The organism is Pseudoalteromonas simplex (assembly GCF_015278155.1).
GTDB lineage: Bacteria > Pseudomonadota > Gammaproteobacteria > Enterobacterales > Alteromonadaceae > Pseudoalteromonas > Pseudoalteromonas simplex.
In genome coordinates, this window is record NZ_JADILN010000004.1 from 258,593 (window position 1) to 275,791 (window position 17,199).

The following is a 17,199-nucleotide window of genomic DNA, read 5'->3' on the forward strand; positions in this document are numbered from 1 at the left end:
GGTGACAAACTACCTTAAAATTTATGATGAAGCGGCGGTAAAGCACTTATGTGTCCGCCGCGCTAACGAACTCAAAGCTTGGCAAGCCCTTGCCCTTCTCGACACTCAAGTTAACGCCCCACAAGCACTAATCGATGCAAAACATTTCGGTATTCGCTATGTTTTAGTTGGCGTATGTGAGGATATTGGCCCTCGCGCTAACTTAGGTAACGGTGGCTCAGGACAAGCGTGGCAAGCATTTTTAAAGCGCTTTTTAAACCAAACGCATAACCAGTTTTTAAACCACGAGCGTGTGTTGCTACTCGGCGAAGTGGCCCTTGATGACTTAAACCAACAAGCTGCTGACCTTGATAATAAAAACGACGCCGACTTAGCCAAACTACGTGAATTATGCGCTGATATAGACACCCGCGTTGAGCAAGTGATTGCGATGATTTTTGAAGCTGGTCTTGAGCCAATTGTAATCGGTGGCGGCCACAACAACTGCTTAGGTATTTTACGTGCCCTTAGTAAGCAAGATGGTAAACCAGTAAATGCTATTAACTTAGACCCTCATGCTGATTTCAGAGAGTGTGAAGGCCGCCATAGTGGCAATGGCTTTAGATATGCTTACAGCGAAAACCACCTCGCTGATTATCACGTGATGGGGTTACACGAATTTAAAAATAACCAAGCGATTATTGATGCCCTGACAAACGCAAACTTCACGTTTGATAGTTACCAAGACATTCAAGTACGTCGTAAAGTTGATTTATCTTCAGCATGTCAACACGCACTAGCTCAGTTTGATAATGCCTCGCTTGGCGTAGAAGTAGACTTAGACAGTATTTCGTTAATGCCAGTTAGCGCATACACCAACTGTGGTTTTAATGTGAGTGATGCAGAACACTTTGTGCATTTAGCTGCCAGCCAAGCAACAGCCCGCTACTTACATTTATGTGAAGGCGCACCATCACAACACCCGGTTAGTTTAGAAACAGGTATGAACGATGCAGGCCAAATAATCACAGCTTTAGTAAACGCCTACCTGCAAGCCAGAGAGTCTTCTTAACTTGCATTAGGCGCTATTCTTACTGAAACGTCTACTTTGCGAATAAATTCACACCTGCTGCAAACAAGGTGATTTATTCGCCAAGATTTAACGACGGCAACAACTCATCTTCAAACCAATCAGTAATTAAACGCTTGTCGTAATAATAGGCTTCATCACGCCCCATTTTCATGCGGTCCATAAAGCCCATATCTTTAAGCTTTACGTCTTTTGCTTCACTAATCACTTTACCGTCTTTATCAGTAATCGAATAATTAAGGTCTATGCGTGGGAAATAAATTGGCTTGATAATGCGCAGTTCATTCATCGTTCCAAAACGCACATCACCAGCAAGGTCAAGCTCTGTTACTTCCACATTGAAGGTGTAGCCATCAGGTAACTGTTCAGCAAGCTTGTTAAAGTGCTTCTCAAAGCTCTTTGCCACGTTTTTATGAAATGCACCTTTTGGTGAGTTATTTCCGGGGCGCACATCACGGTAATCGTTAAAGTCATGCCATTTAACCTTAGCCTCCCCTGCTTGAGCAAAAGCAGGTAGTGCAATAACCATTGCTAAGGCCATTTTCTTTACAATTTTCATCTTTATCTCCACTTAACAGGAATAGCTTTTGATTAAAATTTAGCAGCTGACAATTAACTATAGCTTAATAACTCAACGCTTGGATGTAACCAATATGGTGCAAAATGTAATCAAAAACAAGACACTGATATTTCTATGAAAGAAGTTTAATCACATTTTATTCATGTAATTTAACGCGAAATGTGATGAAATAAGGCTAATTCAACCAGGTATAGTTCATGGATATTTTATGACCATTTTAGTCACCGGCGGAGCCGGGTACATCGGTTCTCACACCGTTTTAGAGTTACTACAACAAGGCACAGACGTTGTTGTACTTGATAATTTAAGCAATTCATCAAATGAGTCATTGGCTCGCGTAAAACAAATCACCGGCAAAGACGTCACGTTTTATCAAGGTGATATTTTAGATAGAGCCTGTTTAGACAAAATCTTCAGTGAACACACGATTGATAGTGTTATTCACTTCGCTGGTTTAAAAGCGGTTGGTGAATCGGTTGTAAAACCTATAGAGTATTATCAAAACAACGTACAAGGTACACTGACTCTGGTTGATGCTATGCGTGATGCTGGCGTGTTTAAGTTAGTATTTAGCTCATCAGCAACCGTGTACGGTGACCCAGCAAGCTTACCAATTCGCGAAGACTTCCCAGTTGGCGGCACGACTAACCCGTATGGCACATCAAAGCTTATGGTAGAGATGATGCTGCAAGATATCGCGAAATCAGATGAACGCTTTGCCTTTGTTATCTTACGTTACTTTAACCCTGTAGGCGCACATGAGTCTGGCCTTATTGGTGAAGACCCTAATGGTATTCCTAACAACTTATTACCTTATATTTCGCAAGTTGCTGTGGGTAAACTAGAAAAGCTTGGTGTGTTTGGGGATGACTACGATACTGTAGATGGTACAGGTGTTCGTGACTATATCCACGTTGTCGATTTAGCATTAGGTCACTTAAAAGCACTGAACCGAATTGCAAGTGATACAGGTGCGCACGTATTTAACCTAGGCACAGGTAATGGTTATTCAGTACTGCAGATGGTTACCGCTTTTGAGAAAGCCAGCGGTCAAGCAGTCCCATACCAAATTTCGCCGCGCCGAGCAGGTGATATTGCAGCTTGTTACGCAGCACCAGAAAAAGCATTAAAAGAACTTGGCTGGCAAGCAGAGCGTGGCATCGATGAGATGATGCAAGATACATGGCGCTGGCAAAGCAATAACCCGAACGGTTACAAATAGTCAGAAGAATTAAAAGGCACTTACAAATAAGTGCCTTTTTACTTGCTACTTTATAAAATCCTGCGTTTCAAAATAGGCTATTTGGCTGTACTCACAGTCTTGAAAGCTATTAGATAATTGCGTAAATGTTGGCACGTTTACTTCTACCTGCAAACGCTCAGCTTCACACCCTCTTACTAAAACAATGGCGTCAAATGACGGGCTGGCCTGTATTTGATGTACCAATATTTGTATTCCTTGTTCATTTGTCGCTTTATTTATTCTTTGCCAGCGCGGTTGCGACACGTGCTGAGCCGATGACAGTGCTCGTTTATATACAAGAGAAACAAACTTAAAGTTTTCATCCTTTAGCCATTTTTTACCGCCTCGTTCGAAGTGACCAAAGAATAACTGGCTGGGCACACTGAATGTCTGCCCAGCAATTAACTTATTCAAGTCAAACTTAGCAGGCAATAGAGTGATCATCGAATTTAAATACTGAGGAGTTGAATCACTTTCTTGCACAGTAAGCCAACGAATTAGTTCTTTCTCATAGCGAGTTTCTACACGATAAATTAATTGATAATCATGCGGGGCGTGGTACATAGGAAGGTGGCTGGCATAGAGCTCAACGCCATCGGTGAACAACACCATGCCATGCATGCCAACTCGGCTATGCGCATGAAAATGTTTAACCTCTTTTGCTACGCTTTTAAAACTGACAATTAAACAACAAAGTAACAACAGAACAGCGAAATTTGCTTTCATTTTTTAATACCTTTTATTTAACACGAACAATCGCTTTACCGGTATTCTTCCCTTCGAACAATCCCTCAAGCGCGCTTGGTAAATTTTCAAAGCCATTAATTTCGGTTGTTTTAAATTGGATCTCTCCTGCTTTTAACCACGGCAAAATATGATTAATCATTTCAGGCATACGGTGAGTAAAGTCTCTTGCTAAAATCCCTTGAATTGTCGCTCGTTTATAAAGTAATTGATGAAGAAAGCGAGGGCCTAGTTCGGGGTTGTCAAGTGAACCATCGTACTGCGAGATTTGCCCGCAAATCACTACGCGAGCACGCAAGTTTAAGCTGCTCAACACCGCATCAGTGTTCATCCCGCCAACATTATCAAAATAAACATCAACACCTCCAAGCTCCATCAACCTTTCGTGCAACTGTTGGGCTGAGTCAAATTGCTTATAGTTAAGCGCATAAGCGACCCCAAGCTTTTCTAACCAAGTACATTTTTCTTCAGATCCAGCTAGGGCAATAACACGACAACCATTTTTTATCGCAAACTGAGTAACTAACGAACCCACAGCTCCTGCAGCACCTGAAACGACAACCGTCTCGCCGGCTTTTGGTTTACCTGCTTCCATTAAACCAAACCAAGCTGTTCGCCCAGGCATACCTAAAACACCTAGTGCCGTTTTTACATCGGCATCATTAGGGTTTAAGGCTTGTATTTCATTGGCATGGACAACTGCATGAGTTTGCCAACCTGAATAAGCGCTTACCCAATCACCTTGCTTAAATCGTTCGCTATTTGACTTTAAAACCTGAGCAACAACCGCAGCTCCTTGCACTGTATTTAATGCATGAGGTTGCTCCCAGTTCGGCTTAGCAGCTTGTTGAATACGCATATATGGATCGACAGAAATATACTTTGCCTCTAGTAGCACTTCGTTTTTAGCCAATGTCGGCGAAATTACAGATTCTCGCAATGCATAATGCTGCTCACTAACACGTCCATCAGGGCGCTTAACATAAAACCACTGCTTAAGATTGTAAGACGTCATCGCTCTCTCATTTAATGAAATTTAATAACGAAATTATTGCACTTAAACAATTAACCATTAAGCTATTAAAACTATCTATACGTTTCCATATTGGAATTAGAGGCAAACTTGGATACAGAAGATTTACGAAAGTTTTTGATCATCGCAAAGCACAATAACTTACAGCAAGCATCTGCAACATTAAATGTCACACCTGGTGCGCTTTCGAAGGTCATAAAACGGCTCGAAATTAAGCTAAATACACAACTATTTAAGCGAATTGGTCGAAATATAAAACTAAATCAGCAAGGTGAAAAATTTCGCCATTATGCGCTTAATTTGGTTCATGAGGCTGATCAAGCTATCAGCGAGTTTAATGGAAGCACGAAAAATACGGTTGTTAACTTATCTGGCCCCTCTTTGCTGTTACAGCATTACCTGCCTTTATTATTATCGCAATTTAATGAGCAAGGTTTTCAATTTAATATTGATACAAGTTGGGAAGGTCAAGCCATTGAACAGGTTGCCAGCGGCCATGCCCATTTAGCTTTAGTTACCGAAGTGGCATTAAATGAAAGCACACTGCAAAGTGACTTTGAACGTATATATTTAGGCACAACAACATTTAAGGTTGTAGCTGCGCACTCGCATCCATTATTCGAACAGTTTAGTAAGGGTTCACTCACCAACAGAGAGCTTTTTCAATTTAGTTTTGCTTGTCCGAGTATTTCACCCTTTTGTGGCGTAACTAGGGGGATCGGCTCAGATGGTTGGCGAGATGACAAAGTACCTAGAACCATAAGTTATCGCTGCAACGATTTCAGCACCTTACTGTCACTCGTCAAACAAGGTATTGCATTAGCATACGTCCCTGATTTTATTGCAAACGATCCAGCCCTCAAAGTCATCGATGTCTTAGACTGTAACTACACTTGCCAAGAGCGCCTCGAGCTAGTTTACAAACCAAGTTTAGCTACTGGCTGGTTAAATCAATTCGCAGTAAAAGTGAGAGCCGCACATCAGCGCATTGCTTGAATGCTCTCAAGTGCTACAGCTAGCTGTGTTTTTAATTTTTTATAGCGTATATAAACAGCCAGCACGATAATGCCATTAATACCAAGCTGGATAAGCCATAGGCTGTATGTTTTAAACATAACCATATTAAACAAGGCAACGATTAGCAAAGCGCACCAAAGCACAACGCAGCCAATAAAACTCACATGCCAATAATGAACTTGGTGCTTCAGCTGATTCTCTTTAAAATTAAGCATTGCATTGACGTCTAGCGCTTCTGCTCGCCAAAGCTTTCGCCTTAAACGGTATGACCAAATTCCAAAACTTAGAGGAATAGGCACTAATAGCGCAAACATAATGGTTTCATAGGTATTTTTTGCCTCAAACAACATGGCGTAAATACAAAATACGGTTACCACAACACCTAAAAATGAGTCGATTAACCCTTTTAGCTTTAACTTAGTTCGCGACTTTTGCGTTTGTGCTATTAACGCTGCACTATCCACTTTCGGCGTTGCTTGCACAAATGCCTGCTGCCACTTAGCTAATTGATCATCTGCTTCGAATTTATCCACTTTATTTACTCCATTAGGCTCGCAATTTGCTGTCTTGCTCTACTGGCACGTTTAGCAACAGCATCTTCAGACAGTCCCAGCGTTAGAGCTATCTCACTTTGATTAAACCCTTCAAGCTGTAAAGCAAGCACCTGCCGATATTTCAGCGTTAATTTACGAAGGGCAGCCATTAAATCTAAACTGTCGTCTGGTGACTTATGCGCACTTAAGGCTTGGGTGTAATCAATACTTTCAGAGCTTGCCACCTCTTTGCGGTTTTGCTCTTTTATCACATGATCAACCGCTTTATTGTGAGCTATTCGGGCAATATAGGTTTTTATGCTGGCATCGCCCCGAAAGGCAACATCGGGTGATGAGTCATTACTTTCAAAAGCGCGCCAAACAGCCAGCGACATCTCTTGAATTAGCTCATCTTGTAGCGCTTGATTGATCTCGTAGGTTGCAGCAACACGCGCCAACAGCGGCGCGTATTCATTCAGCAATGTGTTTATTTGAACATCAGCTTTCACTGTACTTCCATGTTTTTATTATTATTTGAACAAACGATTATAGGCACAAAAGTAGGTACATGCTAATACCGGCCCTACCAACAACATAGGTAAAAGACTATAAGGGGCAGCAAAGGTAACGAGCATATTAATCAAACAAAGCATGCTTAATGGTTTAATCACCTTTAGTGCCGTTGTAATGCCTTCTTTAACAGCTGCACTAAGCGAAGCATTGTTTAAAAGTAACAGAGGTACCACAAACATAAGCAACATATTTACAGGAACAATTGATACAAACATGACCCCTACGCGCCAGCGCTCAACATCAACAAACTGACCTGACAATAAAGCCGATAACTGCTCACTACCAATCAAAGTACTCCCAACAGCAAATTGCACCAGCGCCAGTAAAATACCAACAACTGACCACACGGCAACTCGCCCCCACTTCATCCATGTTGCATTGTGCTTAAATGAAAAGCCTTGCTGATTATTCAGGTTAAACAACAGTGGCCACACCGTTGCCATTAACATAGGCGCTAACCACTTTGATACGGTTAAACCCGTAGGTGCAGGTAATAGCTGCACTAAACCTGGCACAATAGCGAACAGCGTCATAAGTGAAAAAAGTTTAAACGGTGCTTTTTTAAATAGCCCCCACCCTTCTTTTAACCAAAGAGCAGCATCACTAAATGGTGCATTTGTTGAATCAAGTTTTAGCGTATTCACAGTTGATGTTGTAGTCGTCATGAGTTTGTCCTTTTCGTAAAAATAGATACATAAGACACTGCCTATCGCTACCACCAAATAGAACAACTTCGTGTCATTTGCAGCTATAGACGAGACAAACACAGAAAACCTGACAAAATATTTTTAAAAAATTAAAAAATAATTTTATTTCGTTGAACTTTAAAGATAAAAAAGAGGTGGAACAATAGTGGAACGCAGCTGCTTGAGATAGATTTAAGCTTTGGTTTTTGGTTTTTTACAGCAAGAAAATGGTGGCCCCTCCCAGACTTGAACTGGGGACCTAACGATTATGAGTCGTGTGCTCTAACCAACTGAGCTAAGGGGCCATTGTATTAGCGAAAGCTAAATTTTTTGATGCGTTTAACAGGTTTGACTGACTAAAGCGGGATGCAGTATAAAAAGTTTTTGCAACCTTGTCACTAGCAAAACCCTTTATTTTAACAATCACTAAATCAACTGCTCAAATAGTAAACTCTTTGTTTTTACAACGACCTTAAAGCATTGCCGATTCGTTTCTATTCTCCGACATTGTTCTAGATCAAATAGCTAACTTGCTAAACTCGTTAAAATAGCCGCTCAATCAATTGCGGAGTGCTGACTGTGATAAATTTACCAAGCTGGGATCAATCTCTGATCAACAAGTACAATATTTCTGGGCCTCGATATACATCTTACCCAACGGCATTGTCTTTAGCTGATGGTTATAAGCAACAAGATATGATTAACGCTATTGCAGCGTCGAAAAGCCGTTCTTTATCGCTGTATATCCATATCCCTTTTTGCAGTCAGCTTTGTTATTACTGTGGTTGTAATAAGGTGATCACTCGTCATCAATCTAAAGCCGATTTATACCTAGATAACTTAGCGCTTGAAATTGCTGAGCAAGCAACACTTTTTGCCGATTATAACGTTGAGCAACTGCATTTAGGGGGTGGTACACCAACGTTCTTATCGGCAGAGCAAATGAGTCGCTTAATGGCGCTGGTTGAGCAGCATTTTAATTTTTCTGATGATGCCGAACGCGGTATTGAGATTGACCCTCGTTCTTTAGCTGATGGCATGCTAGTTCACCTACGTCAGCTTGGCTTCAATCGTGTCTCGTTTGGTATTCAGGATTTCAATGATGATGTGCAGCTGGCAGTTAATCGCCCACAAAGCGTGCAATCTGTAAAAGGTTTAATAAGTGAGGCTCGTGAACTTGGCTTTAAGTCTATTAATGCAGATATGATTTACGGTTTGCCACTGCAAACACCAGAGAGTTTTAAAGAGACGATTGCGCAGCTGATAGAGTTAAACCCTGATCGCGTGTCGGTATTTAACTATGCCCACTTACCAGATAGATTCGCTGCTCAGCGTAAAATTAAAGACGCTGACTTACCATCTGCTGGCGACAAGCTCACTATGTTCAAAAATACCCTTGAGCAGATGTTAGCGGCGGGTTATCAGTTTATTGGTATGGACCACTTTGCCCGTAAAGACAATGAATTGGCAATTGCACAAAACGCGGGTCAATTACACCGTAATTTCCAAGGTTACACAACGCATGGCCAATGTGACTTATTAGGTTTGGGTGTGTCATCTATTTCGCAAATAGGCAATGCCATTTTACAAAACGAAAAAGAGTTAAAGCACTATTACAAAGCCGTGCAAGAAGGCTTTGGTAGTACAATCTGTAAAGGTGTTGCTTTAACTGATGACGATACGTTACGTGCAGCGGTTATCAAACAATTGATCTGCCAGTTTGAGCTGGATATTCCAGCAATCGAAAAGCAGTTTAATATCAACTTTGCCAGCTACTTCTGCGAGGCGTTACAGGCGCTCGACCCATTACTAGCTGATGGCTTGGTGTCTGTTAGCCAAGATAAGATCACAGTAACAGCGCGCGGTAATTTGTTTATTCGTATTATTTGTATGTGCTTTGATGCGCACCTACAACAACAAATCAAGCAAACTCGTTTCTCACGAGTTATCTAGCCCAACAAAAAGCAGAGCCTGGGCTCTGCTTTTTATTTTGTTTAATTCAACGGTACGTCAACTTAATTAAATACTACGTTTTCGCTGCCTGGAGCGGCTTTAAACTCTTCAATTATACGTGCGCAATCCGCTTTGATTTCATCGCTATGTTGCTCTTCAGCACGCCAGCGAGCAGTGTCCATTTTAAAAATCTCTTTTTTAGAGTATTTCTTACGGGCATCGTGCGTTGGCATATCTTTTACGACTTCGTACATTTTAAATATGCCTGGGTAGCGCTCACTTAGCTCAAACTCTTCAGCAAAGCTATATTGAGAGATCAGCACCCAAATACGTAAGCAGCCTTCTGAGAACTCACATTGCTCTTCATTCATTGCACGGGCAATTAAATGAATGCTATCGGCTAGCTTTGCATTACGCTTTGCTTTTGATGCCGCAAGTTTTTGCTCATGCTCAGCTTGCTTCTTGGCGATAAGCTTATTTTGCTCTTTTAGTTTATACAGAAGTTGTCCTGCATAAAACGCAAGCCCTGCGATAATTGCCGCACCAATTAAGATGGCAATAATCAAGGTTGTGCTCATCGCTCATCCTCATCTTCGTCATCAAACCATTCGTTGGCTAAATCATCAGATAAGTACTTATCGAAGTCAGATTCACCTTCATCGTATGAATCATCTTCAAAGTCATCTTCGTACTCGTCTTCATCTTCAATGCCTAATAACTCGCAAAGTGCTTGGTGGCGAGCAATACGGCTATTGAAGTACTTAGCGTCTTTACCTGTTAATAACTCACCGCGCTCATGACGCTCAACCAGCTTAAGTAGACGCTCGTCATTCTCTAGCGCTTCTAACTCTTGCTCTGGTGTTAGTTCAGGCTCAGTCACTTTCTTAAGCTCAACCATAGGCTTTAAGTTGCGTTTCATTTCAACTTTCGGCTCAGCCTTAGGCGCAACTAAAGAAACTGGCTTTTTACTACCAACACGCTTATCTTTCGGTTGATTGTTTGCAGCAGTGTTTTCTGCATTTTGTGCATCAGGTGCATTTCGAGAGCCAGGTTTAGCACCTTTGGTCTTTTTAACTCGCTGCTCTTTTAACGCGCGCATCTCTCTAAGCTTTTCTTTGCTCAGACGTACAGGACCATTCGATGGAATTTTACGCGACTTTTTCTTTCTACTCATATCTTGATCATCTCACTTAAGAGGTTGTGCACAACGCCTTTGTGGCATTGTAATGCTGGCATAACCAGAAGAATTCGATGTGCGGATGTGGTTGGTCAACTTGACGAACTGCGCACTTTTCATACTTTTAGTACAAACGGTGGCTATTGTAACAGGACAAATAAAAAGGCGGTAGAGAAAACATCTCTACCGCCTACTAATCTGAGCGCCAATTATCTGGACACTTCTCCCTTCGACTTTTTAGTCTTTATTATTTTTATTATTATTGTTTATCCATTTTGTTATTGTTTTAACCTTCCGTGTAGCATTCCATTTTGTTTTTATTATTAAACTTCCATGAGCTTTTATTATTCTCGGTCAATCCTGACACTTTTTTGTTATTTCCTTTAGGACACCTAACTAGTGTCAACCCCTAAAGATTTGCCGCAGTTACTTTCCTTATTACATTGTCCATGTTGTTTTTGCTGTCTCAGCGACAGTGGTTAATTTACTTATTAATAAAATTGTTACAACTAATTTATATAATTTTTCTTACAGATGACTTATTGCAACATTGTCATTTTAATTAATAACAAAGACTTAGCAAAAATAGTGAAATAAAAATAAGACTTGGCTTACAGCTAGATATGGTCAATGTCTCACAAGGGAGTGGGAAATTTCGACATACGTTAGGTACAAAAAAAGCAGCTTGCGCTGCTTTTTCAAACTCTTTACATACTACTGCGGAGCATTTCTTTCCGCAATCAGACTTTAGTGTAAGCCACCTAAGTATTTTGAAAGTACTTCGATGTCTTTGTCTGTTAGCTTTTTAGCGATGTCTTGCATCATACCGTTTAAGTCGTTATTACGCGTACCATCACGGAATTTTTCAAGTTGTGACTTGATGTATTCTGGATGTTGGAACGAAATTTTCGGGAATTTAGCTAGTGATGTACCGTTACCACGAGGACCGTGACACGCAGCACATGCTGGAATACCACGCTCTGCATCACCGGCTTTATAAAGCTGCTGACCTACTTCTACTACATCTTTAGGTGTTGCACCTTCAGACATATTTAAAGAAGAGAAGTAAGCTGCTAGGTCTTTCATGTCTTGATCGCTAAGCGGCATAGCCATACCACTCATTACTGGATCCATACGACCTTCTTTGCCGCCAGATGTCATACCTAATTTAAACTCTTGTAATTGTTTATAGATATAATCTGCGTGTTGGCCTGCAATTTTAGGGTAGATATTAACCGGTGCATTACCGTCTGGGCCGTGACAAGCCGCACACGTTGCCGATTTCTCTTTACCTGCGTTTACATCGCCATCAAATGCTGTTGCGTTGCTTGCTGACAACGTACCAAGCAATATAGTTAAAGATAGTGCTATTTTTTTCATGGTGAATTCTCTGTTTCCGACCCTGTATCATCTACAATATGGATGTTGTGATTTCTATATTCTACACGATAATAAATTCTCTGGCACGTTTTCTGCCCACATTAAGCTCATAATTTATAGGGATTTGACTTAGATTAAGTTTACACCTAGTAATTTTCCTAATTTAAAGCCAATTTAGCACGCTTAAATACGCTTTTGAATGCTGCTTTAATAGTATAAAATACGTGCCTTAAGTGGAAATTAGCCACTGTTTGTTATTTTTTATAAAAGACTAGGAGAGCCTGTGCTCAAATCTCGTATCAAATACAATACTGCGTCCTTTGTTACCAGCGCACCTGATATCTCACGCTTACCTGCTGATACGGGGATTGAAGTCGCGTTTGCTGGTCGCTCTAATGCGGGTAAATCAAGTGCTTTAAACACGTTAACTGATCAAAAGTTAGCGCGTACTTCTAAAACACCTGGTCGTACTCAGCTGATCAATACCTTTGAACTTGATGCCGATAAGCGCCTTATTGACTTGCCGGGCTATGGTTTTGCGAAAGTGCCTATCGAAATGAAAAAGAAGTGGCAAAAATCGCTAGGTGAATATTTACAAAAACGTCAAAGCTTAAAAGGTATCGTTGTTTTGATGGATATTCGCCACCCGTTAAAAGATTTAGACCGTGACTTAATCGACTGGGCGGTGGGCAGCGAAATTCCAGTACTGGCACTATTAACTAAAGCCGACAAGCTAAAACAAGGCGCGCGTAAAGCTCAAGTTTTACAAGTTCGTCGTGAGTTAAGTAGCTTAGACGGTGATATTACAGTACATGCCTTCTCTTCACTAAAAGGCACCGGCTTACCTGAAGTTGCTAAAAAGCTCGATGAGTGGTTTTTAGGCCCTATTGAAGCGCAAGCACCTGAGTCTGACGAACAACCAGAAGACTAAGTGCTTAGGCCAAGTAATAACGCTTGGCTAATGATTCTATATAATAGCCCTGCTCATCTGAGCAGGCTATTTCAGCCCACTGATAATAAACATTTCTCGATACCCTCGCAGCCAAGCCATGTGCTAATTGAAGATAAGGCACACTGACACCTTCAAATTCTCTCAGTAATAGTGGTTGCTTTGCTGATACCAACCAAGCGCGCTGTAAATTATCGACACAACATAGAGCAAGGCCTTGCTCTGTCTCTTCAAAACGCCAATCAACAATAATAAAAGGCACATCAATGACAGTGATGGCCATTTTCTCGACGGGTGTTTTTAAAAAATAACTATCTGCCTCTTTGCAAAGCACAGAGGCAAAGAGTTTAACCATTGCCTCGCGTTTTATTTCACTGCCGCCATAAAACCACCGCCCTTGCGCATCAATCGTTATTGGCACTTGCCCACAGTTTTGTGGCTGCCATTGATCAAAAGGTTTATCGGGCGTCTGAAGAGCGGCTTCTAAGTCAGCAAGTGATTGCATTATTTTTCTTTATCTAGCGTCAAAGAAAATGTTACAGGAACCGCCGTTGCAATTGATGGTAAGCCCGCAAGCTTTTGTAGTTCACTAATGCCTTCTGTTACTTTGAAATCACTCGCATTAATAATAACTGGCGTAAAAGATGACACGCTAATATCGCCCTTTGCTGACATATTAGCTAGAACATCAATCGTTAGCTCTTTCTTGTTACCATGAAAGTCTAATTCAGCTTTTAACCCTTTCAGCACATCTTGACCTGGTTTTAGCGTTAACAGCGCTTTGTTTAAGTCAGCAGTTAACACTGCATTAGGGAATTTAGCTGTTTCAAATAACAACTTAGTCATGCGCTCATTGCGGATAGGGATCAGAGTTTCAACCGATGTTAGGTCGATCATCAACTTAAATTGACCTTGTTCGCTAAGTGTACCCGACACGTTTTTGAAATGATGTGCTTCTGCAATAGAGTTCTTTTTAATAGATACAAAGCTTACGTTACTTTGCTCATTATTAACTTGCCAATTTGCGCTGGCTAAAGGGGCAACTAAAATACTCGATAATGAAAAGGCAGCTATTGCCAAAGATTTAAACATAACGCATTCCTTCGAAAGTAAATAAGAATCACTTTGATGGTATCACTTGCGTGTATTTGTGCAATGAATTGTATGATAAGAAAAGAAAAAGCGACTCACTCAACAAGGAGTGAGTCGTTATAGCAAACTGGGGAGAAGCTATCAATACGTTGCATCCTTTCAGATGCATCATCAACAGGATGTCCTACAGGATGAGGACGGCGCGGACTTTATCAAATACCAGATTAAAAATAAATTGCTTAACCGCAGAAAAAACACAAATTGATAAACATATAACGAAACACTAAAACCATCTTTTCCTGCTTACTTTAATTTAACATTACAGAGAACCCAAATTTGAGGTAAGGTGAATTAGAAGCGCACTAAAATCAGGCTTTTTTAAGGCTTGTTGGTGATAAATATTGAAGTAGAAGAGTAAAAGGTATGAAAAAAATCCCGTTAATTTTATTTGTTACCTTACTTTTTTTGTTGAGCCCTTGGTGCAATGCCAAAAAAACAACTACCCAATATCCAGTTGTTTTAGTTCATGGGCTAATGGGATTCGATAACCTGCTCGGAATCGATTACTTCTACAATATCGCTACAATTATGGAAAAAGATGGTACTTTAGTCTTCACACCTGCCGTTTCTGCTATCAATAGTTCAGAAGTCCGAGGCGAGCAATTACTCACTCAAATAGAATCAATCTTAGCTCTGACTAGTGCTAAAAAAGTAAACTTGATTGGTCACAGTCAAGGTGCGCAAACTGCACGCTATGTTGCATCTATCAGGCCTGATCTAATTGCCTCAGTTACCAGTGTAGGCGGTGCAAATTATGGCAGTGGCATTATTGATCTTATTAATAAGGAGCTAACACCCGGCTCTCAAGCAGAATATACAACTCGATTAGTATTCGATGCATTCGGTGGTGTTATTTCGTTATTATCAGGCAATAGTCAATTACCGCAAAATACACTCGGTGCAATAAATAGTTTAAGCACACAAGGAGCAGCAACATTTAATCAAAAGTACCCCGAAGGCTTGCCCAAAAACGAGTGCGAACAAGGTAATATGCTTGCAAGCAATGGCGTATACTACTTTTCTTGGAGCGGCACAGAAACACTCACTAATATCTTAGATTTAAGTGACTTATCCATGTTATTTGGCTCATTATTTATTTTAGGTCACAGTGACGGTCTCATTTCACGCTGTAGTAGCCATTTAGGGCATGTGATCAAAGATGATTACAAAATGAATCATCTCGATGAGATTAACCAATTTATTGGTTTGCATAGTTTTCGTGAAGTTGATCCAGTTGAACTTTACCGTAGCCACGTGACAAGGTTACAGAAACTAGGGTTATAAAAGCGGTGTTGTATCGTGAAGCCTACCAGAGGAAGAGCACAGCATTACGCTTACTGGTGCTCCAAACGCCATTGTTTAAGCCATGACATCATACCAACACTACTCAATGGGTAATTAAAATAATAGCCCTGTGCAGCATAGGTTTTAAGCGACTTTACAAACTTAAGCTGCTCTAGAGTTTCAACTCCTTCACAAATCACTTTTGCATTATTTTGATTGTGCATATCGACCATGCCCGAAACGAGGCTTCGAATTTGACTTTGATGAGCAAAATCAGCGGTAAGTGAAGCCGCCACTTTAATATACTCAACATTAAGATTCGGAAGCTTAGCTAGCCAAATAGGTGTGTCACCAAAACCATCGATACATAATTTAATACCAATACTATTGAGCCTTGCAACCATCGCTTTACCTTGATCATCTAAACTCATAAATAAATCAAGCGGGCACTCGATAATTAAATCACCCGGCTCTAGTCGATGCTCAGCCATGATACGGTCAACAAACTCAATAAATTCTTCGTGCAGCATCTCAGGGCCAAACACATTTATACTAAGAGGTAATTCAATACCTTCCATTCGTAGTGCCATAGCTAGTTCTGCTGCACGCTCAATAACAAAAGCTGCAACAGGATAGCTTAGGCCTGCAACACGTATATCATCTATAAATTTATTCGCAGAAAGAATCCCTTGCTTAGGATGCTGCCAACGTAACAGCAATTCTAAAAATTCGATTTGCTCATCGCTATTACGAATAACTGGCTGAAAATACAACTCTAGTTCACTTGCAAAATCAAGGTGTGCTAACTCACGTAGTCGTGCTTGCTGCTCCAATTGCTCAATCATCATTTGTGGATGATAAGGCACAATCGCTTTGTCTGGATTTGAATCAAGCGCTAGATTGGCAAACGAAATGAAGTTTTCAAAGCTGTATTCAGGCTCATCACAAACTACATAACTGGCACGAACTTTAACTTCAATGGTGCAATTGGCAACATTAAATGGCTTTAAAGTAACATGGCGAATTTGACTAATTAGTTGCTCATGAAGGTGCTTTTGTTCCTCTAATGAACAAATAAACGCAAAGTTTAAGCCCCCTAAATGCGCCAACTTTTCGGCTTTGCCTGAATTACCCACTATATTAAGAACATTATCAACATTGAGCTGCTGTTTAATTCGGGTTGCTGATTGCGCTAATAACAAATCACCAAAGTCTCGACCTATGTGTTGGTTTACATCGTTAAAACCTTCAAGGCGAAGCATCACTAACGCGCAGTTAGCATCATGCTCCTCGGTCCAAGCAATAAAGCTATTTTTTAGGGCGTTGCGATCGGGTAAGCCTGTAAGAGGTGTCGCATCTAACTCGTCAGTGTGAAGTGGCTCAACGACCACCTGCTCTTCTTCAGGTTCTTCATAGTTAAAAAAGCCTGATATACACAAAATAACGACAGAAAAAACAAGCCAGTAAAGAGCAGTATGTAACAATAAATGAGCTGAATAAAGTACTGTTAATACAATCACAGCAACAACTGAAATAATGATTGCTAACCAATTAGTTGTGCGAAATGCCTGCCACAAATGAAAACAAACACTTGCACTTAACAATAACACTAACCAAGGCATGCCAAGACTAAGAATTGCTAATCCAAGCACGCCATTGACGACTAAGCTCAGCCTTAAAATAGAATTTTGAGTAACACATAAGGCACAAATCATTGCCATAAGAACGCAACCAGCTAAAAACACTGGCACAACATCGCTACTTAAATTTGCAAGGCTCACGCTACTACTTGCTAAGCTGGCAATCAAAGACATGTAAAAATACTA

18 protein-coding genes and 1 tRNA gene are annotated in these 17,199 nt (G+C 40.7%); 6 read left to right on the forward strand and 13 right to left on the reverse strand.

What is annotated here, in order from left to right:
* Position 1 precedes the first annotated feature (1 nt).
* A complete protein-coding gene (locus IRQ78_RS10460) occupies positions 2 to 1,051 on the forward strand; it encodes a formimidoylglutamase (RefSeq protein ID WP_194442051.1) in 1,050 nt (349 codons plus the stop codon).
* Positions 1,052 to 1,124: 73 nt separating this feature from the next.
* On the opposite strand, the gene IRQ78_RS10465 is transcribed toward IRQ78_RS10460, so the two are convergent.
* Positions 1,125 to 1,628 carry a DUF3016 domain-containing protein gene (locus IRQ78_RS10465; RefSeq protein WP_194442053.1) on the reverse strand — a complete coding sequence of 168 codons (504 nt, stop codon included), beginning with the start codon at positions 1,626 to 1,628 and terminating at the stop codon, positions 1,125 to 1,127.
* A 229-nt stretch (positions 1,629 to 1,857) separates the two neighbouring features.
* Here IRQ78_RS10465 and galE point away from each other — a divergent pair, with 229 nt between their 5' ends.
* Complete coding sequence (galE, locus tag IRQ78_RS10470) at positions 1,858 to 2,871, forward strand: UDP-glucose 4-epimerase GalE (RefSeq protein WP_054552825.1); 1,014 nt, start codon at positions 1,858 to 1,860, stop codon at positions 2,869 to 2,871.
* Positions 2,872 to 2,916: 45 nt separating this feature from the next.
* Here the strand turns inward: galE and IRQ78_RS10475 are convergent, their stop codons facing one another.
* Together IRQ78_RS10475 and IRQ78_RS10480 are read right to left on the reverse strand one after the other, a co-directional pair.
* Positions 2,917 to 3,618, reverse strand: a complete 702-nt coding sequence (locus tag IRQ78_RS10475; RefSeq protein ID WP_194442055.1) for a hypothetical protein — start codon at positions 3,616 to 3,618, stop codon at positions 2,917 to 2,919.
* Between the two features lie 13 nt (positions 3,619 to 3,631).
* Positions 3,632 to 4,651, reverse strand: a complete 1,020-nt coding sequence (locus tag IRQ78_RS10480; protein WP_194442057.1) for an NADP-dependent oxidoreductase — start codon at positions 4,649 to 4,651, stop codon at positions 3,632 to 3,634.
* 108 nt (positions 4,652 to 4,759) lie between these two features.
* Between IRQ78_RS10480 and IRQ78_RS10485 the strand changes: the two genes are divergently transcribed.
* Positions 4,760 to 5,665, forward strand: a complete 906-nt coding sequence (locus IRQ78_RS10485; protein WP_194442059.1) for a LysR family transcriptional regulator — start codon at positions 4,760 to 4,762, stop codon at positions 5,663 to 5,665.
* Here the strand turns inward: IRQ78_RS10485 and IRQ78_RS10490 are convergent.
* From IRQ78_RS10490 to IRQ78_RS10505, 4 genes are all read right to left on the reverse strand, one after another.
* A complete protein-coding gene (locus IRQ78_RS10490; RefSeq protein WP_194442062.1) occupies positions 5,650 to 6,219 on the reverse strand; it encodes a hypothetical protein in 570 nt (189 codons plus the stop codon). The two genes, IRQ78_RS10485 and IRQ78_RS10490, sit on opposite strands and share 16 nt — an antisense overlap.
* 5 nt (positions 6,220 to 6,224) lie before the next feature.
* Positions 6,225 to 6,728 (reverse strand): RNA polymerase sigma factor, encoded by a 504-nt coding sequence (locus tag IRQ78_RS10495; protein ID WP_194442064.1) that lies wholly within the window; start codon positions 6,726 to 6,728, stop codon positions 6,225 to 6,227.
* A gap of 21 nt (positions 6,729 to 6,749) precedes the next feature.
* On the reverse strand, positions 6,750 to 7,457 hold the full coding sequence (locus IRQ78_RS10500) for a hypothetical protein (protein WP_054552831.1): 708 nt from the start codon (positions 7,455 to 7,457) through the stop codon (positions 6,750 to 6,752).
* A gap of 249 nt (positions 7,458 to 7,706) precedes the next feature.
* A tRNA-Ile gene (locus IRQ78_RS10505) sits at positions 7,707 to 7,783 on the reverse strand.
* A 274-nt stretch (positions 7,784 to 8,057) separates the two neighbouring features.
* Here IRQ78_RS10505 and hemN point away from each other — a divergent pair.
* Positions 8,058 to 9,431 carry an oxygen-independent coproporphyrinogen III oxidase gene (hemN, locus tag IRQ78_RS10510; RefSeq protein ID WP_194442066.1) on the forward strand — a complete coding sequence of 458 codons (1,374 nt, stop codon included), beginning with the start codon at positions 8,058 to 8,060 and terminating at the stop codon, positions 9,429 to 9,431.
* Between the two features lie 62 nt (positions 9,432 to 9,493).
* Here hemN and IRQ78_RS10515 read toward each other — a convergent pair whose 3' ends face one another.
* From IRQ78_RS10515 to IRQ78_RS10525, 3 genes are all read right to left on the reverse strand, one after another.
* On the reverse strand, positions 9,494 to 10,009 hold the full coding sequence (locus IRQ78_RS10515) for a DUF2489 domain-containing protein (RefSeq protein ID WP_054552853.1): 516 nt from the start codon (positions 10,007 to 10,009) through the stop codon (positions 9,494 to 9,496).
* Positions 10,006 to 10,605 carry a Der GTPase-activating protein YihI gene (gene yihI / locus IRQ78_RS10520; protein WP_054552854.1) on the reverse strand — a complete coding sequence of 200 codons (600 nt, stop codon included), beginning with the start codon at positions 10,603 to 10,605 and terminating at the stop codon, positions 10,006 to 10,008. Before yihI ends, IRQ78_RS10515 begins: the two co-directional genes overlap by 4 nt.
* A gap of 750 nt (positions 10,606 to 11,355) precedes the next feature.
* Positions 11,356 to 11,988, reverse strand: coding sequence for a c-type cytochrome (locus tag IRQ78_RS10525; RefSeq protein WP_054552855.1), 633 nt, complete (start codon positions 11,986 to 11,988; stop codon positions 11,356 to 11,358).
* Positions 11,989 to 12,271: 283 nt separating this feature from the next.
* Between IRQ78_RS10525 and yihA the strand changes: the two genes are divergently transcribed.
* Entirely contained in the window at positions 12,272 to 12,919 is a 648-nt protein-coding gene (gene yihA / locus IRQ78_RS10530) for a ribosome biogenesis GTP-binding protein YihA/YsxC (protein WP_138599290.1), read from the forward strand.
* Between the two features lie 4 nt (positions 12,920 to 12,923).
* Here the strand turns inward: yihA and IRQ78_RS10535 are convergent, their stop codons facing one another.
* Together IRQ78_RS10535 and IRQ78_RS10540 are read right to left on the reverse strand one after the other, a co-directional pair.
* The gene (locus IRQ78_RS10535; protein ID WP_054552857.1) at positions 12,924 to 13,442 is read right to left on the reverse strand and encodes a DUF1285 domain-containing protein; all 519 of its coding nucleotides are present in this window, start codon (positions 13,440 to 13,442) and stop codon (positions 12,924 to 12,926) included.
* Positions 13,442 to 14,029, reverse strand: coding sequence for a YceI family protein (locus tag IRQ78_RS10540; RefSeq protein WP_194442068.1), 588 nt, complete (start codon positions 14,027 to 14,029; stop codon positions 13,442 to 13,444). Before IRQ78_RS10540 ends, IRQ78_RS10535 begins: the two co-directional genes overlap by 1 nt.
* Before the next feature lie 423 nt (positions 14,030 to 14,452).
* On the opposite strand from IRQ78_RS10540, the gene IRQ78_RS10545 reads away from it, so the two are divergent.
* Positions 14,453 to 15,373, forward strand: a complete 921-nt coding sequence (locus IRQ78_RS10545; RefSeq protein ID WP_194442071.1) for an esterase/lipase family protein — start codon at positions 14,453 to 14,455, stop codon at positions 15,371 to 15,373.
* Between the two features lie 50 nt (positions 15,374 to 15,423).
* Here IRQ78_RS10545 and IRQ78_RS10550 read toward each other — a convergent pair whose 3' ends face one another.
* The gene (locus tag IRQ78_RS10550) at positions 15,424 to 17,094 is read right to left on the reverse strand and encodes a GGDEF domain-containing phosphodiesterase (protein ID WP_194442236.1); all 1,671 of its coding nucleotides are present in this window, start codon (positions 17,092 to 17,094) and stop codon (positions 15,424 to 15,426) included.
* Positions 17,095 to 17,199: the final 105 nt, after the last annotated feature.